The following is a 21,328-nucleotide window of genomic DNA, read 5'->3' as shown; positions in this document are numbered from 1 at the left end:
CAGAACTGCTCCCATACGTTCGCGCTTTGGCGTTGTTGTAAGGTTGCGGTCATGTTTTTATGATGACGATAGATGTTTTATGAATGTTAGGTAGGTACTTTTCCTTACCTGTCTACTACCTTAAAACCTAAATTAAGTTTTGTAAAGAGATGTAACTTAATATTTATTTATATTTGAGATTTAATTTACTTATTAATCGCGTCCACAGACGCGATTAATTTGATTACATCAACCAGGAGGCCATGCGAGCGATCGCCCACCTAAAATGTGTAAATGTAAGTGGTAGACAGTTTGACCGCCATCATTACCCGTATTGATCACAACCCGATAGCCATCATCTAGTCCAGCTTTTTCCGCCACCAGCTTGGCTGTTAACAACAGATGACCCAAAAGAGCCTGATCTTCCGGTGTAGCATCAGCTAATTTGGGAATGGGTTTTTTCGGAATCACCAGAAGATGTACAGGTGCTTGGGGGTTGATGTCTTTGAAAGCCAGGGCTAAGTCATCCTCATAAACAATATTGGCTGGAATTTCTCGCCGGATGATTTTGCTGAAAATTGTCTCTGTGGTTTCACTCATGCGGTTCTAATTACTCATCTGCTAGAGATTTTAAAGGGTTACTGTTGATAGAAGAAAGATTTAACCAATGCTTGCAAGAGTCTGGAGTGCGTCAATTGTCGGCATCGATGCTGTGAAAGTGGGCGTAGAAGTCGATGTGTCAGGGGGTTTACCGGGGATTGTAGTTTTAGGACTGCCAGACAGTGCCGTGCAAGAATCGAAGGAAAGAGTCAAAGCCACGTTGAAAAATGCTGGTTTTGCCTTTCCCATGCGGAAAATTGTGATTAACTTGACTCCGGCAGATTTACGCAAGGAAGGCCCTAGTTTTGATTTACCGATTAGTGTGGGCATTTTAGCCGCTTCTGAGCAAGTTAGCCCGGATTTGTTGGGTGATTATCTTTTTTTAGGTGAAGTTTCTTTAGATGGTAGTCTGCGCCCGGTTGCTGGTGTGTTACCGATTGCTGCGACTGCTCAGAAAATGGGAATCACAGGTTTAGTTGTTCCTGCTGATAATGCTCAAGAAGCAGCAGTAGTACAAGGTTTGGCTGTGTATGGCTGTAAAAATTTGTCTGAGGTGGTTGATTTATTAAATCATCCAGGGAAATACCAGCCTGTGCAGTTAGAAAAATCACAGGATGTTTTGTCAGCATCTTATCCGACTGCGGATTTAAAAGATGTCAAAGGACAGGCTCACGCCCGTCGTGCGTTAGAAATTGCGGCGGCTGGAGGACATAATTTGGTGTTTGTCGGGCCTCCAGGTAGCGGCAAAACGATGTTAGCGAGGCGGTTACCTGGTATTTTACCACCTTTGGGTTTTTCGGAAGCACTGGAAGTCACTCGGATTCACTCTGTGGCTGGGTTGCTGAAAAATCGGGGTTCGTTAGTACGCGATCGCCCATTCCGCAGTCCCCACCATTCAGCATCAGGCCCGTCTTTGGTAGGTGGCGGTAGTTTTCCTCGCCCTGGGGAAATTTCTTTATCCCACCTTGGGGTCTTATTTTTAGACGAGTTAACCGAATTTAAGCGGGATGTCTTAGAATTTCTCCGCCAACCTTTAGAAGACGGTTATGTGACAATTTCCCGCACCAGACAATCAGTAACCTTTCCAGCACAATTTACTTTGGTTGCTAGCACGAATCCCTGTCCTTGTGGTTACTATGGGGATACTATTCAACAGTGTACCTGTTCACCAAGACAAAGAGAACAATATTGGGCGAAACTTTCCGGCCCCTTGATGGATCGGATTGATTTGCAAGTGGCGGTAAATCGCTTGAAACCAGAAGAAATTACCCAACAACCTTTAGGAGAAGCCTCAAGTTCCATTAGGGAAAGGGTACAAAAAGCACGCGATCGCGCCACTACTCGGTTTCAAGGAGAGACAAATCTGCGTTGTAATGCCCAAATGCAAAGTCGGCATTTGCAGATATGGTGTAAATTGGATGATCCGAGCCGGATTTTATTGGAAACAGCGATTAAAAAATTAGGTTTATCAGCCAGAGCCAGCGATCGCATTCTCAAAGTAGCCAGGACTATTGCAGATTTAGCAGGAGATGAAAACCTCCAACCGCATCATCTGGCGGAAGCCATACAATATCGCACGATAGATAGAATGCTGTAGGACTGGGGACTGGGGACTGGGGACTGGGAAAGAATTTTTTCCTCATCTCCCTCATCCCCTTCATCCCCCTCATCTCCCTTACACCCTCACTCAAACAAAGTTAAGTCAAACCAAAAAGTAGTACCAACACTAACTTCACTCACCAGATGTACTTGACTATGGTGACGTTCTATGATATTTCTAACGATTGATAAACCTAAACCTGTGCCTTCCAGGGTATGAACGCGGTTTTCTACACGGAAGAAGCGGTCAAAAATTGCCTGTTGGTCTTCTGGAGCGATGCCAATACCAGTATCAGCAATTTCTACGCGCACATGGGCGGGTTCACTATGAGAGGTGGTGTTGGCATCTAATTTATAGGCTCGAATTGCCACTTTACCACCAGCTTGAGTAAATTTTAAGGCATTACCAACTAAGTTAGCTAAAACTTGCAGTAATAAATCATAATTACCCACGACTAGCGGCAAGCCAGGGGCAACGTCCTGAATTAGTTCAATACATTTATCTCTAGCATTGAGTTGGTAGGTTCGCAGCGTTTGTTCAATTGCTTGGGCTAAATCTACGCCATCGAAATTATAAGTTTTACCAGATTCCAGCTTCGATAAATCTAACACATCATTAACTAACCGAGTTAAGCGATCAGTTTCATTGTTCACCGTTTGCAAAAATTCCCGTCTTTGTTCTACGCTTAAATCTTCGCCGTAGTCGTGTAAAGTTTCAATAAATGATTTGATGTTAAATAAAGGCGTGCGGAGTTCGTGGGAAACGTTGCTAATAAATTGACTTTTGGCTTCGTTTAGTTCCACCTCACGGGTGATATCTTGGACTGTGATGGCAATGCCTTTGATACTCTCCCTTTGTAGATTGAGTACCGTTGTTAACAAGATGCGGATGGTGCGCTTAATCGGTTGATTCAGAGGAATGCGAAACTCAGCACTATCACGTTCCCCACCTGCCATTTCATACAGGGGTTTGGTGATTTCCATCTGCACCATCGGCGGTAAATAATGTAAAACATTGCCACCGACTACATCATCACCATTTTCCCAACCAAAAATATGTCGGGCTGTGGGGTTGACTAAAATCACCTGCATATTATTGTCAATTAACACAGCCCCATCGGCGATGGTGGAAACTAGGGTTTCTAGCTTGGCTTTTTCGGCGGTTAATTCTTCAATGTTTTGCTCTTCATAGCGTTCTAGGCGTTCTGCCATTTCATTAAAGTTTAAAATTAACTCTCCGAGTTCACCGCCTAGGGGTAAGTCGATGCGCTGTTTGAAATTGCCGGCGGCGATTTGTTTGACACCTACGAGTAGTTCTTTAATGGGCTTGGTGATAGTTAAAGCGTTAATTACTCCGGCTAAAATCACCATCACCCAAATTGTGATGAACACAGCAATAGTCACATCACGGGTGAGATTAGATGAGATGACAGCAGTTTGGTTGGGGTTAATGCCAATTGCCAATACACCTAAATATTGTTTATCGACAATCAGGGGAATAAACACATCTGTCACAACACCATCTGGTGTGTTATGTTGCCGCACCATTGGTTTATCCCCTTCCCCTGGATAGTCTTCTGGGAGTTCTATCCGTCGCTCAATTGTCAGGGAGTTTTCCACCTCTGGTTCCCAAAAAGGAATGCCAAAATAGATTTTCCCGGTTTCATCGGCGTAGAGCATATAGCGCACACTAGAGGTGGTGCTATAAAAGCGTTGGGAAAATCTAGCTATTTCGGTGAAATTTTGGTCAGCTACTAAAGGAGAAATGTTAGCAGCCAGTAATAGCCCCAAATCTCGCCCAAAACGGGTATCATTCATCCGGGCATCCTGCTGAATAGTATTCACCGCCCAGAAAGTTAGACCACTCATCACCAAAGAAACCACCAAAGTGGCTACAGCCAACAGTTTAGTTTGGAGAGTGAATTCTGACCACCAATTGGCGATCGCTTCTCGAATTGTTTTGAACAACGCCAGCATCTCAAATTAAAGTTGTTAGTAGTTCCAGTTAATCACCCCAACAACTAAAAAATTAACAGTTAATTTGACAAACGGGTAATAACTTAGTGATTAGTCAAGAGTTATGGGGACTGGTGACTCTTGACTGGTGACTCTTGACTGGGAAATCAAAGGAATTGGAACTCTGAGCAGGGAGAAATGGGGAAACTCTTCTCCCCCCTGCACCCTGCACCCTCATCTCCCTCATCTCCCTCATCCCCTCTACAGACTCTTGACTCTATACCCGATATCTCTACGGTAATACATCCCCTCGAATTGAATAGATTGTAAGCCTTTGTAGGCTTTGGCTAGGGCTTGGTCAAAGTTTTCGCCGATAGCGGTAACATTTAAGACTCGTCCGCCATCGGTGACTATTTCCTGTTGCTGATTTAATTTTGTACCAGCATGAAATACCGTTACCTCTGCGGCTTCTGCTTGATTAATGCCGGTGATGACTTTGCCTTTTTCGTAATTCCCTGGATAACCACCAGATGCGGCTACGACTGTGGCGGCTGCGCCTTCGTGCCAAGCAATGGGGGGTAACTCGCCTAAACGCTGCTGTACACAAGCCAAAATTAATTCTTCTAGGGGTGTCGCCAACATTGGCAAAATGACTTGAGTTTCAGGATCACCAAAGCGGCAGTTAAATTCTAAAACTTTCAAGTCGCCATCGGGTGAAATCATCAAGCCAGCGTAGAGGATGCCACGATAATCAATACCTTTAGATTTTAAGGTGGCGATCGCTCTTTCTAAAACTTCTGTTTGCACCCGTGCCATAATTTCCGGTGTGGCTATCGGTGCAGGGGCATAAGCTCCCATCCCACCTGTATTTTCGCCTGTATCACCTTCCCCGACGCGTTTATGGTCTTGCGCTGGCAATAGGGGGCGAATTGTCACGCCATCAGTTAAGGCTAAAACTGAAACTTCTTGCCCGATTAAACATTCTTCAATAACTACAAATTCCCCGGCACTACCAAATTGTCCTTGAAATATGGCATCAATGGCGGTTTCTGCCTCGGCGACTGTGCTAGCAACGGTGACACCCTTGCCGGCTGCTAACCCGTCTGCTTTCACGACAATCGGCGCACCCTGAGCTTTCACATAACTTTTAGCTGCTGCCGCCTCTGTAAATACCGACGCTTTGGCTGTAGGAATTCCTGCCTCTTGCATCAGGGCTTTTGCCCAAGCTTTACTCGCTTCAATTTGCGCTCCGGCTTTGCTGGGGCCGAATACCATCAGCCCTTTGTCTTGCAAATAGTCGGTAATACCTTTAGCTAGGGGTACTTCAGGCCCGACTACCACTAAAGAAATCCCATTTTCTAGGGCGTATTGACTGATACCTTCAAAGTCATCGACTGCCAAGGCGACATTTTGACAACGTGCCATGCTGGCTGTGCCACCATTACCCGGTATACAGACAACTTGTTCAACTTGGGGCGATCGCAACAGTTTCCATGCTAGAGCGTGTTCGCGCCCACCATTACCTACAACTATAACTTTCACTGATTTCCTCTTGCGTCCCTGGTGAAATAAGAATCTTGGACAGCTTGCGGATCAATTCTTCACCAATTCTTACCCTTATGCAAGTACCCCAGTTAAGTTATATCATTTGTAGTTCATGACTTATCATTAGAGAACCGCAAGAGTGTAGGGAAAAGAGAGCAGAGTTTTTTAAGTGTGACAATGTGCAAATTAACACTAATTCATCGTCAATGATATCAAAAGTCAAACGGTAAATGAATTTAACATGACCGAGAACTAATGACGATGAATCATGATCAAGATTACTGAGGTTAGAAAATATTCATCAACTGGAATACATGACTAAAATTATCGTAACTGGGGCTGCTGGATTTATTGGCTCTCATCTTGTGGAAACACTTGTAAAACAAGGCAATGAAGTAATTGGGATTGATGTATTTAACGATTACTACGAACCGACGTTAAAACACAAGAATATTGCTCATTTACAATCTTTTCCAAACTTTACCTTAATTGACAGTGATATTCAACTATTAGATTGGTCAAAACTTTTACAAGATGTAGAAATTGTTTATCATCAAGCAGCGCAACCAGGAGTGAGAGCAAGTTGGGGTAAAGCTTTTCGTGCTTACACCGAATGTAATATCAACGCTACTCAAGTGATATTAGAAGCGGCTAAAGATGCTAAAAAATTAACTAGATTAGTGTTTGCATCTACGTCTAGTGTATATGGTGATGCGGAAACCTTACCCACCCATGAAGAAATTCCGCCACAACCAGTTTCACCTTATGGTATTACTAAACTAGCTGCCGAGCGTTTGTGTGGACTCTATCATAAAAATTTTGGTGTGCCTATTGTAGCTCTACGTTATTTCAGTGTTTACGGCCCCAGACAACGGCCTGATATGGCTTTTCATAAATTTTTCAAAGCGGTTTTGCAAGATGAAGCCATTCCCATCTATGGTGATGGACAGCAAACGCGAGACTTTACATTTGTGAGTGATACTGTGGCGGCGAATTTGGCTGCTGCTAGAGTACCGGAAGCAGTAGGGGAAATTTTTAATATTGGTGGTGGTAGTCGAGTAGTTTTAGCAGCAGTTCTTGACATGATGGAAGAAGTGGTTGGCAAACCCATCAAGAGAAATCATATTGAAAAAGCGATGGGAGATGCTAGACACACGGCTGCTGATGTTTCTAAGGCGCGGCAAATTTTGGGATTTCAAACACAAGTTTCTTTGAGGCAGGGTTTAATGCAAGAATGGCAATGGATTAAAGCTTTGTATGCTTGAAAATGATGATTGAGGATTAAGGACTCAAAGAGACTGGGGATTGGGACTGTTAAGATTTGATTGCGGTTTCTCGCTTTCACACTCCCCAGTCTAAAGACACGGGCAAACCCACCTTCACCCTCTTTCAAGAAACACGGGGAGTAGCGAAATAAACAGTCTACTGTGAACCTATATGACATTTCCTCACAAGATCCTCACAATTTAAGTTGAGAATAAGTTGCAGTAAATCTCAACAATAAATTTCTATGGAATGCCATAAATGTAAATCACAAGGACAATCGTGTGGAAAAAAATCCCGTGGATTGCAATTTCTTCGCAAAAGACAGCAATCTTGGGTTGGAGAGGCTTCCTCAAGTCAACCAATTGCCCTGGTAGGAATGCCCAATGTGGGTAAGAGTGTACTGTTTAATGCCTTGACAGGAATTTATGTCACAGTATCTAATTACCCCGGTACAACGGTAGAAGTGAGTAAGGGACTGGCACAGATTGGGGAGCAAATTATCACAGTCATTGATACCCCAGGGATGTATTCCCTTTTGCCTATCAGTGAAGAAGAAAAGGTTGCCAGAGATTTATTGTTAGTTGAACCTGTAGCAGCCGTGATTCATGTGGTAGATGGCAAAAATTTGGGCAGAATGTTGCCTCTCACTTTTCAACTCATAGAAGCTGGACTACCTGTTTTACTCGCTGTCAACATGATGGATGAAGCTCATCGTTGGGGGCTGGAATTGCGACAAGACACGCTGGAGATGGAATTGGAAATTCCCGTAGTTTGCATGGCAGCAGCTTTGAACCAAGGTGTAGATGAATTAAAACACAGAATTGCCCCATTCCTGCCTGTTCCAGCAGCCATGATACCGGCTTAATTACAATTCAAAATTCACAATTGAGAATTTTGCATAACTGGTATTGAGAATTGGACTCAGGAGGAAAGGGCATGATGAGCCAAGTTATTTATCCAGAACCGATTGAGGCAGCGATCGCCCAACTCGAATCCTGGTGGCAAACATTAGGAGACCGCTATTTATTTCATAATTACTCACTCTCACCCCGTAGTCTAGCTTTATTACTATTACAGAAAGACCCAGGACTATGGCAAACTATGCAACGGGATCAAGAACAATGCCGTCATCTGGAAGTCTTGATTACCGTCACGCAAAATCAACTTAAACAACCGATTGGATTAGCGATCGCTAACTCTCGTCAAAGTAACGCTCATGCTATAGAAAGAGCAGTTTTGCAGGAAACCAGACAGGGGCGATCGCCACTGACTGAAACAATTCACAAACTCACAGTCAACCCCATTACAGGATTCCCCATCCTGGTTGTCATCCTTTACTACGGAGTTTACAAATTTGTTGGTGAATTTGGTGCAGGGGAACTGGTTGATCGCATCGAAACCTTTTTTGAGGAGCAAATCAACCCAGTAGTTGACCAAATCACCTCTCAAGTCATTCCCTGGCAACCAATTCAAGACTTGATTGCTCACGATTATGGCATCATCACCTTGGGGATTCGCTACGCTACAGCGATTGTGTTACCTGTAGTTGCCACTTACTTCTTGATGTTCTCCTTACTAGAAGATAGCGGCTATCTGCCACGTCTATCTTTAATGTTGGATCGCCTATTCAAATCCGTAGGCTTATCTGGTCGCGCTGTCATTCCAATGGTATTAGGCTTAGGGTGTGACACAATGGCCACAATTGTCACCCGCACCTTAGAAACCAAACGGGAAAGGTTAATTGCCACCTTTTTACTCTCCCTGGCTATTCCCTGTGCGGCGCAATGGGGCGTGATAGTAGGGTTATTAGCACAAAAACCCGCCGCTTTGCTATTTTGGGGAGGTTTTATTTCTGCCATCTTTATAGTAGTTGGCTATCTCACCGCCAAATTATTACCCGGTAGTTCTGGCAGATTTTACATGGAAGTACCACCTTTACGTCTACCCAAATTGCGGAACGTGCTAATTAAAACCTGGGTGCGGATGAAGTGGTATTTTATCGAAGTTTTACCTTTGTTTATTTGGGCATCAGTATTGATTTGGGCAGGAAGATTAACCGGATTATTTGATGCAATTATCCGGGCAATTGAACCGATCACCCTAGCGTTAGGAATGCCAGCCCAAGCAGCACCAATATTTCTCTATGGCTTCTTTAGAAGAGATTATGGTGCAGCCGGACTGTTTGATTTACAGCAACAAGGAACTCTCACAGGTAATCAGTTAGTAGTTGCGGCGATTGTGTTGACGTTGTTTTTACCCTGTGTTGCCCAATTGCAAATGCTGATTAAAGAACGGGGAACGAAAACTACAGTTGCGATTGTATTGTTTATTTTCCCCTTTGCATTCCTGATCGGATACCTTGTCAATCTTGGCTTAACCTTATTTGGAGTCAACTTTTAATTATGAACGCCTTATCAACTGTCAAAATTGGTCAACTACAAAAGGTAGTTTGTTTGCAAACTGAAGATAATGCAATTTTACAAAAGCTGATGGCATTTGGTATTTTACCAGGTAGTAATTTAGTGCTGGAACAACGCTTTCCATCCTACATCATCATGGTTGGCAGAACCCGCACAGCCTTAGATCAGGAAACAGCCCAAACTATTTTTGTGGAATAGCCTTGAGTCGTGTCTGGGTATTGGGGATAAACCAATTCAAAATTCAAAATTCAAACTTCAAACTATTTTCCCTTGTGAATTTTGATTTTTTATTCCCAATCGAAAATCTAAAGTCAAAAAAATAAGAATGGTATAGCAAGGAATGAAAAATATGCTGTCTCAAGCAATGATTGATCGGTTGAATGAACAAATCAACTTAGAAATGTATTCTTCCCATCTTTATCTACAAATGAGTTCTTGGTGTGCCTACAAAGCTTTAGATGGATGCGCTACCTTTTTGAGTCAACACGCTGATGAAGAAATGATGCACATGCGTCGCCTACTCAATTATTTGCATGAAACAGGTGCATTAGCAGTAATCAATGGAATGCAAGCTCCACCTAGCCATTTTTCTTCTTTGAAGGAACTGTTTGAACAAATCTATGAACATGAACAGTCCATTACTCGTAAGATTAATGATTTAGTACATTTAGCGAATACAGAACCAGATTATTCTACCCTACAATTTCTGCAATGGTATGTTGCCGAACAACATCAAGAAGAATTTTTGTTTAAAGGAATTCTCGACAAAATTAACCTGATTGGCACAGAAGGACAGGGTATATTTTTTATTGACCGAGAAATTGCCAATCTAGCAGCTAGTAAAGGTAAAGAAGCAACAGCGATGACTGCATCTGCATGAAAATCAACGAGTTCGTAGTAAGGACTTTAGTCCTTATATTTCAGCAATAAATTAGGGGCGAGTTTACAGATATCATCCATGATTAACCCAGATATCGGTAAACCCGCACTACTACCAACCCTAACAGATGTTTACTGCATCAGCCCGAACTTGGTAATTAATTATCTATTGCTAGAGATTTCTTCATTTGTTTTAACTGCTTCCAAAGATGGTGAATTTGTTTATAAGCTTCTTCAGGAGAAATTTTGCCGCCTGTTTGGAGATTCGAAATATAGTTAACTCGTTGAGAAAACTCTTGCAGATGGGCATTAAAAGCTACATAATCAGCCTTGAATTGTCCATGATAGGGATGACGAGGATAGAGAAAATCACATAATTCCGAGAGAAAATCAGAGTGAAGATTCATGGCTTTTAATGAGGAATAGGTTGAAAAATTAATGATTCGATAACTGAGCTAAAATATTCTTATTTATCTAGATCAATTTGCATTATATCGGGCAATTTTATTACGAATTTTCCATGTTCTCCCCTTTTGACAAGCATTGCAAGTAGCAGTTTTTGGCTCAAAATCAATACAGCCAATCGCCTGTTCCGAACAAGCTTTTTTAGGATGTACAGTACACTTTAGCCGATAATCATTAGTAAAAAATTCGCAATTATGACAAGGAACTTGATGTAATTTCCACAAAAAACTGATGCCTTTTTTGAGAGTCGTCCAAAAACTCCAAAGCAATAAAATCATTATCGCCCAAGCAGATAAGGCACACAAAATCGTAGCCATCACTATTTGTTACTCCAAAAAAAGTTTGAGGAAATTGCCCACAGTTCACTAATTGCAACCGCAGGCAGGGGAAGGAACTTGAGAATAGCTAGTGTTGAGGGAACTGGAAATGATTAGGAAATGCTACGCGCCCTCCAAGCGTGCCAAGCATAACCTAAGAAGGCTAATATTCCTAAAAAGAACTGAATATTTGCCAAACCTAAACGTTCTGAACCGTAAAACTCTGTTGGGAAAACTGTAGTATTATATCCCACAAAGCTGGCAGAAATCCAAGCCATCAAAGCTAAACCGAGCAAACTGTAAGCCAGAATTTCCTCACCATTTTCTATTGGTAAAATTCTTCTTAACCAAGCAAAGGGCTGCACAATAATATGCCATACACCGCCCAAAATTAAAATGCCGCCAATCCAAATATGACCACCGATGACATCTTCTAAATTGTCAACACTGGCTAGTCCTAAAGGATGCCAAATATTATCTTTCAACCCGACTAAATAACCAAAAATTCTGCTTGGGTTAAGAGTAGGGTTAGAAATCAGGCGCACATCTCCCAAATGGGTGTCATAAATGCCGCCAAAAAACATAGCTTTTAGTACGAGCAAGAATGCTCCTAAACCCAGAATAATTAGGTGATGTCCTAAAATTAAACTTAATTGTTTAGGGTCATTCCATTCATAGTGAAATTTCGCTGCTCTGCCACCGTTATTGTATAAAATTGCCGGAGCGCGAAACACATGAAATAGTCCACCAGCACCCAACACCGCAGAGGAAATTAAATGCAGTACACCAATGACAAAATAGGGATAGGTATCAACTACTTGACCACCAGTACCTACTCCCCATCCTAAAGTTGCTAGGTGTGGTAATAGAATTAAACCTTGCTCATACATGGGAACATCAGGAACAAAGCGAATTACTTCTGTGATGGTTGTTGTTCCCGCCCAAAACATAATTAAGCCTGCATGGGCAATATGTGCGCCTAATAATTGACCAGATAAATCAGTCAAACGAGCATTACCAATTAACCAAGGTAATTGTGTGTTTGCTGCAAAAGTTCTATCAGTAGAAATTGCCACTGTTACCTATCCTCTTTAGAAAAGTGCTGAGTCTATAGATAACTCAGCACGCTAACCTCATCCTGATCACTCAGAGAGCGAGATCAAAACTGACAAATGATGACTAATTACTCAGCACTACTAATGGCATTTAATGACTTTTCAATTTGCCTAAAGTCAACACCAATAGCGCGTAGCGCGTGCCACAGATGACCTTGCAAGAAGAAGAAAGCTAAGAAAAAGTGGGCATTAGCTAACCATGCTCTGGCACTGTAGCCGCCATTGGCTAACTTGACTGTATCGGCAAAATAAGGAGTGATACCAAACTTTAATTCTAAGGGCGCACCATAGAACTCTACAGGATAAGCTAAGGTGTTGACTGCACAAAAATAAGCGGCAACAAACCCAGCTAAGGCAATACCACCCAAAGAGTAAGAAAGAATTGCTTCACCAGAAAAGAGTAACAGGTTTTTTGCCCAAGGTAATGGCTCTTTGATGATGTGCCAAATACCGCCACCAATGAGAATTAAACCTACATATATATGACCACCCACTAAATCCTCTAGGTTGTTAACACTGGCAAAGTGAGTTTGATAGCCATAGATCACAAAGGGGTTGAGGGTGGGATGGCTGACTACTCTGACAGCTTGAGTGGTCGCGTCGTATAGTCCTCCCCAAAACATAGCTTTTCCTACCAGTAATAAAGCTGCTACGCCTAAAAACAGGAGGTGATGTCCTAAAATCAAACCGAGTTGTTTCGGATCGTTCCATTCAAAGTGAAATTTCCGAGCAGAACCAGTAGTGTTCTTTAAATTGCGTGGCCCTTTGAAGGTATGAAAGAGCGCACCTGCTCCCAAAACGGCAGACGAGATTAAATGCAAAGCTCCGATGACGAAGTAAGGGTAAGTATCGACTACTTGACCACCTGCACCGACACCAAAACCCAAAGTAGCTAAATGGGGTAACAAGATCAGTCCTTGCTCACCCATTGGGATGTCGGGTTTGTAACGAGAAATTTCAAACCATGTAAACGCCCCCGCCCAGAGGGTTGTCAGTGCAGCTTGGGCTACGTGTGCGCCGATAAATAAGCCAGAGAGGTCGGCGAAGCGGGCATTACCAACCCACCAATCATATTTGACGTTGGGATTATCGTATGTCTGCATTGGTTTCTAATTTATAGAGTTGTTGCTAGAAATACTCAAGTATTGGCTGATTAACTTCAACATCAAAAAGTTGAGAGAATAACTAGAGTTAATTTAATGCTTGAAGTTAATAGTTGATTTGGGTGATGACAAATATAGTTTATTGAAAATAATTCTTAATTAACAGTACTTTTTACACAACTTAACAATTATTATTAGCAGTCAATTTAACAGCAAAAAATCGGCGACAATAGCTAATTTCGTCGCTGTCAAACAGTGGGCAGAACAAATTAAATAGGGGAGTATTTACGCCCCTAGAACATAGTTGTTAATTGATAAAACTGCTGTAAAATAGCGTATTTGCGTCCATTGGTTGTGGATAATAAATTTGCCAAAAATTCAAAATTTTTTCGCCGACTTGTTGAGGATAGAAGTAGTGGAAAAAATGATATCCTTGGGGGCATTCCCAGAGATTGTCTTCAGGTTTAAAGTAATGCACCCAGTTGTGTAATGCGGGTGAATTAACAATGGAATCATTCTTGCTACCACATACCATCATGGGCATAGAAACCCCACCTGTAGGTAAATCTACCAACTGGAAAAGAGAGTGTAACAAGGGGGTTTGCTCTAAATCTTTATTGAGCACGGCGATTAATTTTTTAGTTGTATGAGTTGGTTGCTCACCAAACAGATGGCGAACATTAGTTGCTAACACCTGCTCACGGCTGATAGTAAATAATTGTCTTTGCAGATAATAGTAAGCGTGCCAAGTGTTTGCAGGTTTATAGCCAACAGCGAGTAAAGTCAGCGATCGCACTTTTTCAGGATATCGCCGCGCATAACTTAAAGCGATCGCACCCCCCGCACCATGACCTGCTAAATTTACTGGATGAGAACACTGTGACAAAAACTCATCCAATAAAGTTACAGCCTCATCTATCGAACCAGCTTCATCCTTACCATAACGATATTCCCACTGAGCCACATTCACATATTTTGCTATGTATTGTAGTAATGGCTGATCGAAACGCTGCAACACAGGACTAGAACTGATCCACACAACATCAATCTCATCAGACATAAAAACCCCAAAAACTAAAATTAAATAACCACAAACACACACAGATTGTTTTCCAACCTTAGCGTTCCTTGGCGTTGAAAAACTAAATTATCTGTGTGCATCAGTGGTCAAACATCAGGTACAAATAATCAAACTACAAACCAAACTCTTTCTTCAACTGAGAAACCCAAGCCTTTATTCGTTCATCAGTCAAATCAGATTGATTATCCTCATCAATCGCCAAGCCGACAAACTTACCATTTCTCAAAGCCTTAGAATCATTAAAATCATAGCCATCTACTGGCCAATAGCCTACAGTTTTGCCACCACGTTCAGCAATTTTTTCTTCCAAAATACCCATAGCATCCTGAAAATTATCAGCATAGCCTATCTGATCACCAGTGCCAAAATAGGCTACCATCTTCCCACTAAAATCTATCGCATCTAATTCTGGGAAAAAGCCTTCCCAATCGCTTTGCAGTTCCCCAATATTCCAAGTAGGACAGCCAACAATCACACATTCATACTCATCAAAATCAGCAGCTTCGGCTTGGGAAATGTCGTTTAGTGTTACCACACCATCCCCAAACTCATCCCGAATAATTTCCGCCACAGATTCAGTTTTACCAGTTTGAGTGCCGTAGAATAAACCGATTTTTTTGGACATTTTTACACCTGATATTTAGAAAAACAAACTGCTATTGGTGATTAACAAATAAGCAAACAATGCACCGCCACAGCCACCAACTATCCACCCAGCATTAAACTCACTCCAAGACTTAGGTGTTTTGAGATTTGCTGGTAGCTCACCTTGGGGAGATTTGCCTTCTTTAAACCATGCGCCGCCATACAGCCACAGGCAAATCGATAAAATCAACAACAGACCAATAGTTGCCAGTAAACCGGCTTGATTGGCTAACTCTGTATTCCGCAGGGGGCCTAATTTGACGAAGGGGCCAAGTAAGAAATAGCCGTGAGCCATACCAATTTCTAACCCACGGGCAAAGGGAGACAAACCCGGACGGTAAATAGGCAGACTTCCCAAAAACTTCAGTGTCAAATCAGAAGTATTAATTGGGGTTTGCAGGTTGCCTAATTCTGGTGTATCCAGATAGTTGACTACCCCTTGTTCAAAATTCAATCCAGCCGCTAGGACACGTACTCTCAAAGCGTGCCAGATATGACCAGTTAAAAACACAATTGCCAAAGCAAAATGACTGGTTGCCAACCAAGTGCGAACCGAAATCACTCCTGATGTGCTACTCAATCCCAAGGGGCCGTAGAACTCAGTTGGATAAACAGTATCATTGACAGTTACAAAGTATGCTGCCAATAAGCCCATGTATCCTAAAGCAGCAAGACTATAAGATAAGTAAGCCTCACCAGACCAAAAGAGTATATTTTTCGCCCAAGCAAAAGGTTGAGTGAAGATATGCCAAAATCCCCCAGCAATGCAGAGGATACCTACCCAAATATGACCGCCAACAACATCTTCTAAGTTATTGACAGCTGCCATTCCCTGCTTGCCAAATACACCGAAGAGGTAGCCAAAAATCCGAGTGGGGTTGAGAGTAGGTTCGGTAATGACTCTGACAGATGCGACTGTGGGATCATAAAGACCACCCCAGAATAAGGCTTTTGCTACCAACAACCAAGCACCTACACCTAACAACAGTAAGTGAATGCCGATGATTGTGGTCATCTTGTCTTCGTCTTTCCAGTCGTAACCAAAGAAACCAGGAAATTGATTGTTTTCTGGTAAGACTTCCGGCCCCAAAAGAGCATGATAAATGCCGCCAGCACCGAGTACAGCCGAACTGACTAAATGCACTACACCAATCACGAAATAGGGATAAGTGTCAATGATTTGACCGCCATCACCAACACCAAATCCTAGTGTTGCTAAATGGGGCAGTAAGATTAACCCTTGTTCGTGTATGGGTAGAGAGGCGTTATATTTGGTGATTTCAAATAGGGTCATTGCCCCTGCCCACAGTACGATTAACCCTGCATGGGCAATATGCGCTCCTAAGAGTCTACCGGAGAGGTCAATAAATCTAGCGTTACCTGCCCACCATCCATATTGTTGGGGGGTGATTGTTGCAGTAGTCATAGTTAAATTACCTCGCCACGGGTTGGACGTAAGACTTTTCCAGTGCGGAAATCAAAACCCGCAGCGCGGAGGGCGTGCCAGAGATGCCCTTGGAGGAAGAAAAAGCCCAGCCAAAAGTGAGCATTTGCTAACCACACGCGAGAGGATAATAAATCGGTACTTTGGAAGTAGGGGAAGCGGTCAAACCCAATACTCAAAGCTGGCCCGTAAAATTCTACAGGATAAGCCAGTGTGTTGATAGAGACAAAATAAGCTGCTATCAAACTCATTAAGCTCAAAGCACCTAAGCTGTAAGAAAGATATGCTTCTCCTGACCAAACAAAGAGACTTTTGACAAAATCGGAAGGCTCGCTGGTAATGTGCCAGATACCTCCTGCAATGCAGAGAATACTGACCCAAATGTGACCACCAACTAAGTCTTCTAAGTTATTGACTCCGGCAATCCAATATTTATGACTACCAAACAAGTAGCTAAAGATAGCTGCAAAGTTCCAGGTGGGGTGAGAAATGACTCGTACTTCTCCGATACTGGGGTCGTATAAACCACCAAAGAAGACGGCTTTAGCAACGAGTAAGCCTGCTCCTAGTCCTAGTAAAACTAGATGGATGCCCAGGATGGTTGTCATTTTATTGGTATCTTGCCAACGGTAGCCAAAGAAGGAAAATTTCTCTTCGAGAATGGCGGGGCCGCGGAGAGCGTGAAAAATTCCGCCTAGACCCAGAAAGGCAGAGCTAATTAGATGTAAGACTCCAATCACAAAGTAAGGATAGGTATCTATAATTTGACCGCCACTACCCACACCCCAACCCAGAGTGGCTAAGTGGGGTAAGAGAATTAAGCCTTGCTCATACATTGGTTGCGAGGTCTGGAAACGGGCGAGTTCAAACAAGGTTGTTGCCCCTGCCCAGAAGACGATTAAACCTGCATGAGCCACATGAGCGCCTAACAATCGCCCTGAGAGATTAGTTAACCGAGCGTTCCCTGACCACCAAGGAATAGAGTCTGGGGTTTGCACAGCCATGCTCGTCATCGTGTCATTTCCTAAGAATGGTTTGAAATGGTTGTGATGTGGAAAATGCTTATTGAGATATATATTCAATAAGCTTTGAGCATATCTTATCAGATTTATTGAGAGATTTTTTCAGTAAATTCAGATAAATTTTTGTAAAAATCATGTTGAGTTCACAAAAAATTGCTGGGGATTGGCGATTAGGTGTAGGGGAGACAGGAATTTTTATGCTTGGTGTGGTTGCCCAAATCACCGTCTAGCTGAGACTTTTGAAGGTTGAGGTTAGCGTAGTCATGTTGTCAGGCTGATCTTCCTATTGGCTATGACAGGAAAATAATCTGTTACTCATGCCGTAATAGTTGCTAATAATTTTTATTAATGGCTGGGGTAAGAGAAAATAATCTATCTCTGTTTTTAAAGAATCCCCCGACTTTTTGTGAAAATGAGCGATAGCGAAATTTTTGCAGTCGGGGGAGTGTCAAATTAATTATTTAACTAGCTTGACTGATTGAGATTTTTTCAATTAGGAAAATGTGCGGGAGAATTTAATCTCCCACAAGACAGCTTGATAATGGAGGTAATAGATTTATACAAGCACAATCTAACAAATTATCTAAATTATTGCAACTACTTCTCAATAAATTTAATCAAGCGATCGCCATTCGCCAAGCATTCCGTAATGGAATCTGGGGGCGTTTGGTTCATGCTATGATTTGATTTTTCGCCTGTTATAGCTTGCTGCTATTGGGATTAATGCTGATTGACAGTATTGGCAGTTAAGGGTTCATAGCCAATCCAGTAATGTTGAAGAGTCACGATTTCACAACCTGCTTTCTGGGAAATTTTCTCATAAATTGCAGCAATCCAAAACCAGTGTTTTGAACTGATGACTACTCCCATTCTTCAAATTCATTGCTAGTATTACGCAGTAAGGATGTAATTTGTGTGCGGTGGGTTTCAAAGTTAGCGGCGATGGAAATTAGGGCAATTCCTAGGAGTAAACCTACTACCCATTTTAAGAAGGGGTAACGCAAACTAAATATGACTAATTGATAAATACTGGTGATGAAGAAAGCACCTGTACCCACAGTCAGAAATGCCCGCACACGCAAGGCTAACCCGGCAAAAATCGCAATGAGGGCAAAGCCTCCGGGGATTAATGGAGTATTTTGATTAAATAATATCGCCCAGCCACATATCACACCACTGACAATAATTCTGAATGTGTGACGGGGTAGTTTATTTTCTGGTTGTCGCAGTGCGGGGTCTACTTGGGCAAGATACAGCAATGATAAACTGATGATGGTCACGTACCATAAGCCATCAGTTAGGCGTAAGCTATCCAACCACAAAAATAACGCCCAATCTATTAAGGCTACAGTAATATATGTAAACCGGATGTTTTCCCGTATCTTGGCGAGAAAGATGTAGTAGCCAGCCGCTATGACTAAGGTTATCGGGTAAACTTGCAGTCTGATTTCTGCTAGCACTACTAGAGGAAGAATGTAAGCGGCTATTTGCCAAGGTTGTTTAGACCATCGCCAACGCTGCCAAGGTAGAATGTATAAAAAGTAAGCGAATACACAGGCGATCGCACCATTCCAAGGTACTAAGGAACCTGCTAATAATTCTCCTACGGCGGTTTCTCGCCAATAAACCCTCATCCCCCCGACTAACAAGAAACCCAGGTAAACCCACAAGTCGGCTGCGGGAATACGTCCAAATACTAAAGGTTGATTTTCGTTAGCTGTTTGCTTCCCTTGTAAAATGGCATAGCTAATTAAAAATGCTCCTGTTCCTAAGCCTACCATGCGGTTAACTTCTATCGGTAGCATCACCGCACCCATCAGTAAACCGCTACTCCAAACCCAGTGTAAATGAGCAATTCCTTGCAATTCTTGGGGGGTGAGACGTAACCATGTCCCCAGCCAGGGCGCGAGAACTCGGTACACTGTCATGATACTCGTTCCCAAGGCTGCCATTGCAATTAAACCGTCACCTAAGCCACCGCCAGAGGTTTGTAACATCTGGTAAAATAGCAGTTCATAGGCTGAGACGGAAACGCCGATAATTCCTAGGTACAGTAAAGGTTTTAAATCACGGTTGCGTCTTCCTACCCCCACAAAGATTAATGCTACACCTAAAGAACACAACCCCGACCAATCGGTAAAGGTAGACAACCGCAGAATTACACTAAATGCACCATACATTAAGGGTAAAATGTGGAAGCTTCTGGGTAGTCTTGTTAATTGGTATCTGCGCCGCCACCATTCGCCTAAAATCTGGGAGAATAAACCCAAGGCGATGTTAGCGATCGCAATTCTCATAATAGAATGTTCACCAAAACCCAACACCTCGGCAACTAACAACTCTACACCCCAACCGATGCCATAAAATGCCCAGTCTGTCGGTTGTCGCCAACTCCGATAAATAATTGCGGTTAAGGTGATGGTTGTGGCGATGAAATACCAAAATCCCGCCGTCACATCACCCTGATAGACTAAGGCAGAATGTAGAGTCATCAATGTTAACTCTACACTACATAATGCGATCGCCCATTGGTCACTTACGGCGGCATATATCCCGCTTAATTCATCATTCCGTCGTGACAGTGCTGTTTTTCCTAACCATAAACCTATAGTAGCGATCGCACCGACAACATACCACCCCGGTATAGCTAGGCGTGGTACACCCGGTAAACCTTGCCATAGCAACGCAGCAATGAAACCTAGTCCTAAGCCTATGGTAACACCCGCAACTTGTCGGCTGCGTAAATACCGACCATCCGCATACATCACCCCAGCACCCACCGCTAAACCTATTAATCGAGTTCCTGGGTAGGGTAAGGTGAGTAACTGCGCCACACCCACAGTTAAAACACTCACCATGCTATTTACGGTACGCTGTTGAGTTGTGCGACTAGCTAAAATTGTTAGTGTTACAGGTGTTGTTAACCAAATTAGTCCCCAATAGTTGGGGGTGTTAGTTAAACTTTGCCAAGCTGGGGCGGTATTTATCCAGAGTAATACAAAACTCACGGCGGCAAGTGCAAACCCCATATACCATGCACTATCCCGCCATAAATTTTCACCTAACCCCCTAACCCCCTTCCCTGCGAGGGAAGGGGGAATATTTAAAGCCTCTCTCCTTGTAGGGGAGAGGTTTGGAGAGGGGTTTTCTAAATTCTCTGGCAAGCTATTACTCTGACTATATCGCCACTGTGTCACCAGCTGCCATAAATTTTCACCTAACCCCCTAACCCCTTGTTGGGAAGGGGGAATATGTAGAGACGTTGCATGAAACGTCTCTACATTTGTCGGGGTGGGGTTTGCTAAATCCTGTGACAAACTATAACTGAGACTATATCCCCACTCTGCCACCATTAACACTAATAAAATACACGCCCACAGATGTAATGCGAGATTTGGGAATAACCAATTAATGATTGAGGAAAATGTTAACACTGCCATTGTGTGCGTCAGGTACACCAAGGGAACAGGCAGACGATAACGGCGTTTACTGACGACTACCAAGGTGATGGTAGACAACAGTAAATTGAGCGATCGCAAGCTAGGATTTACAGTAGCGATTGTAGTTAAACAAGTCCCAAATAATAAATTGACAATTTCGCCAAAATGTGATAATTCTCGTTTATTAGCTTGGCGTAACCTCTCTATCACCACCACCATCATCAAGAGGTAGGGAAACAACACCACACTTAATAAAGCCCAAGGTTCATTTTGTGAATGGGTGAGTTGCGTTCCCAGAGTCACGGCTAATTGTTGCCACCCAGAGGGGACTAACCGCCAACCCAACCAAGTCGCCTGTAAACCAATACTAAACAATAATAATAAATCAAACTGCCTACTATATCTCTGCAATCGCTGTGTCACTACCCACAAAGCCAAGCCACTCACAGCTA

18 protein-coding genes are annotated in these 21,328 nt (G+C 42.8%); 6 read left to right on the top strand and 12 right to left on the bottom strand.

Going from position 1 to position 21,328, the window contains the following annotated elements; translation table 11 throughout:
• Positions 1-228 precede the first annotated feature (228 nt).
• Entirely contained in the window at positions 229-579 is a 351-nt protein-coding gene (locus AACS98_RS06720; RefSeq protein ID WP_066377575.1) for a histidine triad nucleotide-binding protein, read from the bottom strand.
• A gap of 67 nt (positions 580-646) precedes the next feature.
• On the opposite strand from AACS98_RS06720, the gene AACS98_RS06715 reads away from it, so the two are divergent.
• The gene (locus AACS98_RS06715; RefSeq protein ID WP_066377573.1) at positions 647-2,176 is read left to right on the top strand and encodes a YifB family Mg chelatase-like AAA ATPase; all 1,530 of its coding nucleotides are present in this window, start codon (positions 647-649) and stop codon (positions 2,174-2,176) included.
• A gap of 86 nt (positions 2,177-2,262) precedes the next feature.
• Here the strand turns inward: AACS98_RS06715 and nblS are convergent, their stop codons facing one another.
• Positions 2,263-4,155 (bottom strand): two-component system sensor histidine kinase NblS, encoded by a 1,893-nt coding sequence (gene nblS, locus AACS98_RS06710; RefSeq protein ID WP_066377571.1) that lies wholly within the window; start codon positions 4,153-4,155, stop codon positions 2,263-2,265.
• Positions 4,156-4,395: 240 nt separating this feature from the next.
• Positions 4,396-5,676 (bottom strand): phosphoribosylamine--glycine ligase, encoded by a 1,281-nt coding sequence (gene purD / locus AACS98_RS06705; protein ID WP_066377569.1) that lies wholly within the window; start codon positions 5,674-5,676, stop codon positions 4,396-4,398.
• A gap of 317 nt (positions 5,677-5,993) precedes the next feature.
• Between purD and AACS98_RS06700 the strand changes: the two genes are divergently transcribed.
• The 5 genes from AACS98_RS06700 to ftnA all read left to right on the top strand — a co-directional run bounded on the left by AACS98_RS06700 (position 5,994) and on the right by ftnA (position 10,245).
• Complete coding sequence (locus AACS98_RS06700; RefSeq protein WP_066377567.1) at positions 5,994-6,944, top strand: NAD-dependent epimerase/dehydratase family protein; 951 nt, start codon at positions 5,994-5,996, stop codon at positions 6,942-6,944.
• A gap of 302 nt (positions 6,945-7,246) precedes the next feature.
• Entirely contained in the window at positions 7,247-7,810 is a 564-nt protein-coding gene (locus tag AACS98_RS06695; RefSeq protein WP_232317119.1) for a FeoB small GTPase domain-containing protein, read from the top strand.
• A 71-nt stretch (positions 7,811-7,881) separates the two neighbouring features.
• The gene (locus AACS98_RS06690) at positions 7,882-9,345 is read left to right on the top strand and encodes a ferrous iron transporter B (protein ID WP_066377565.1); all 1,464 of its coding nucleotides are present in this window, start codon (positions 7,882-7,884) and stop codon (positions 9,343-9,345) included.
• A 2-nt stretch (positions 9,346-9,347) separates the two neighbouring features.
• Positions 9,348-9,563, top strand: a complete 216-nt coding sequence (locus AACS98_RS06685; protein ID WP_066377564.1) for a FeoA family protein — start codon at positions 9,348-9,350, stop codon at positions 9,561-9,563.
• Positions 9,564-9,714: 151 nt separating this feature from the next.
• The gene (gene ftnA, locus AACS98_RS06680) at positions 9,715-10,245 is read left to right on the top strand and encodes a non-heme ferritin (protein ID WP_066377586.1); all 531 of its coding nucleotides are present in this window, start codon (positions 9,715-9,717) and stop codon (positions 10,243-10,245) included.
• 157 nt (positions 10,246-10,402) lie between these two features.
• Here the strand turns inward: ftnA and AACS98_RS06675 are convergent, their stop codons facing one another.
• The 9 genes from AACS98_RS06675 to AACS98_RS06635 form a co-directional block, all read right to left on the bottom strand.
• Positions 10,403-10,651, bottom strand: a complete 249-nt coding sequence (locus AACS98_RS06675) for a DUF7219 family protein (RefSeq protein ID WP_066377562.1) — start codon at positions 10,649-10,651, stop codon at positions 10,403-10,405.
• Between the two features lie 72 nt (positions 10,652-10,723).
• On the bottom strand, positions 10,724-11,026 hold the full coding sequence (locus AACS98_RS06670) for a hypothetical protein (RefSeq protein WP_197480081.1): 303 nt from the start codon (positions 11,024-11,026) through the stop codon (positions 10,724-10,726).
• 113 nt (positions 11,027-11,139) lie between these two features.
• Positions 11,140-12,102: a chlorophyll a/b binding light-harvesting protein gene (locus tag AACS98_RS06665; RefSeq protein WP_066377559.1), complete on the bottom strand. Its 963-nt coding sequence runs from the start codon at positions 12,100-12,102 to the stop codon at positions 11,140-11,142.
• A 107-nt stretch (positions 12,103-12,209) separates the two neighbouring features.
• The gene (locus tag AACS98_RS06660) at positions 12,210-13,244 is read right to left on the bottom strand and encodes a chlorophyll a/b binding light-harvesting protein (protein ID WP_066377558.1); all 1,035 of its coding nucleotides are present in this window, start codon (positions 13,242-13,244) and stop codon (positions 12,210-12,212) included.
• Between the two features lie 307 nt (positions 13,245-13,551).
• A complete protein-coding gene (locus tag AACS98_RS06655; RefSeq protein WP_066377585.1) occupies positions 13,552-14,304 on the bottom strand; it encodes a hypothetical protein in 753 nt (250 codons plus the stop codon).
• A 133-nt stretch (positions 14,305-14,437) separates the two neighbouring features.
• Positions 14,438-14,950: a flavodoxin FldA gene (fldA, locus tag AACS98_RS06650; protein WP_066377557.1), complete on the bottom strand. Its 513-nt coding sequence runs from the start codon at positions 14,948-14,950 to the stop codon at positions 14,438-14,440.
• 15 nt (positions 14,951-14,965) lie between these two features.
• Entirely contained in the window at positions 14,966-16,396 is a 1,431-nt protein-coding gene (locus AACS98_RS06645) for a chlorophyll a/b binding light-harvesting protein (RefSeq protein ID WP_066377556.1), read from the bottom strand.
• A 2-nt stretch (positions 16,397-16,398) separates the two neighbouring features.
• On the bottom strand, positions 16,399-17,418 hold the full coding sequence (locus AACS98_RS06640) for a chlorophyll a/b binding light-harvesting protein (RefSeq protein WP_066377550.1): 1,020 nt from the start codon (positions 17,416-17,418) through the stop codon (positions 16,399-16,401).
• 878 nt (positions 17,419-18,296) lie between these two features.
• On the bottom strand, positions 18,297-21,328 hold a 3,032-nt coding region (locus tag AACS98_RS06635), incomplete at its 5' end, for a DUF2157 domain-containing protein (protein WP_232317118.1).

It is taken from the genome of Anabaena sp. CA = ATCC 33047 (assembly GCF_963870205.1).
In the GTDB taxonomy this organism is placed as follows: Bacteria; Cyanobacteriota; Cyanobacteriia; order Cyanobacteriales; family Nostocaceae; genus Trichormus.
The sequence above is the reverse complement of the archived record's forward strand: the minus strand, read 5'-3'. Positions and strand labels throughout refer to the sequence as shown.

What these genes read in the sequence shown, in the direction of transcription:
- nblS (WP_066377571.1), bottom strand. Translation starts at nt 4,155, where the DNA reads ATGCTGGCGTTGTTCAAAACAATTCGAGAAGCGATCGCCAATTGGTGG.
- AACS98_RS06655 (WP_066377585.1), bottom strand. Translation starts at nt 14,304, where the DNA reads ATGTCTGATGAGATTGATGTTGTGTGGATCAGTTCTAGTCCTGTGTTG.
- fldA (WP_066377557.1), bottom strand. Translation starts at nt 14,950, where the DNA reads ATGTCCAAAAAAATCGGTTTATTCTACGGCACTCAAACTGGTAAAACT.
- AACS98_RS06640 (WP_066377550.1), bottom strand. Translation starts at nt 17,418, where the DNA reads ATGGCTGTGCAAACCCCAGACTCTATTCCTTGGTGGTCAGGGAACGCT.
- AACS98_RS06720 (WP_066377575.1), bottom strand. Translation starts at nt 579, where the DNA reads ATGAGTGAAACCACAGAGACAATTTTCAGCAAAATCATCCGGCGAGAA.
- AACS98_RS06700 (WP_066377567.1), top strand. Translation starts at nt 5,994, where the DNA reads ATGACTAAAATTATCGTAACTGGGGCTGCTGGATTTATTGGCTCTCAT.
- AACS98_RS06660 (WP_066377558.1), bottom strand. Translation starts at nt 13,244, where the DNA reads ATGCAGACATACGATAATCCCAACGTCAAATATGATTGGTGGGTTGGT.
- AACS98_RS06670 (WP_197480081.1), bottom strand. Translation starts at nt 11,026, where the DNA reads ATGGCTACGATTTTGTGTGCCTTATCTGCTTGGGCGATAATGATTTTA.
- AACS98_RS06690 (WP_066377565.1), top strand. Translation starts at nt 7,882, where the DNA reads ATGATGAGCCAAGTTATTTATCCAGAACCGATTGAGGCAGCGATCGCC.
- ftnA (WP_066377586.1), top strand. Translation starts at nt 9,715, where the DNA reads ATGCTGTCTCAAGCAATGATTGATCGGTTGAATGAACAAATCAACTTA.
- AACS98_RS06715 (WP_066377573.1), top strand. Translation starts at nt 647, where the DNA reads ATGCTTGCAAGAGTCTGGAGTGCGTCAATTGTCGGCATCGATGCTGTG.
- AACS98_RS06645 (WP_066377556.1), bottom strand. Translation starts at nt 16,396, where the DNA reads ATGACTACTGCAACAATCACCCCCCAACAATATGGATGGTGGGCAGGT.
- AACS98_RS06685 (WP_066377564.1), top strand. Translation starts at nt 9,348, where the DNA reads ATGAACGCCTTATCAACTGTCAAAATTGGTCAACTACAAAAGGTAGTT.
- AACS98_RS06675 (WP_066377562.1), bottom strand. Translation starts at nt 10,651, where the DNA reads ATGAATCTTCACTCTGATTTTCTCTCGGAATTATGTGATTTTCTCTAT.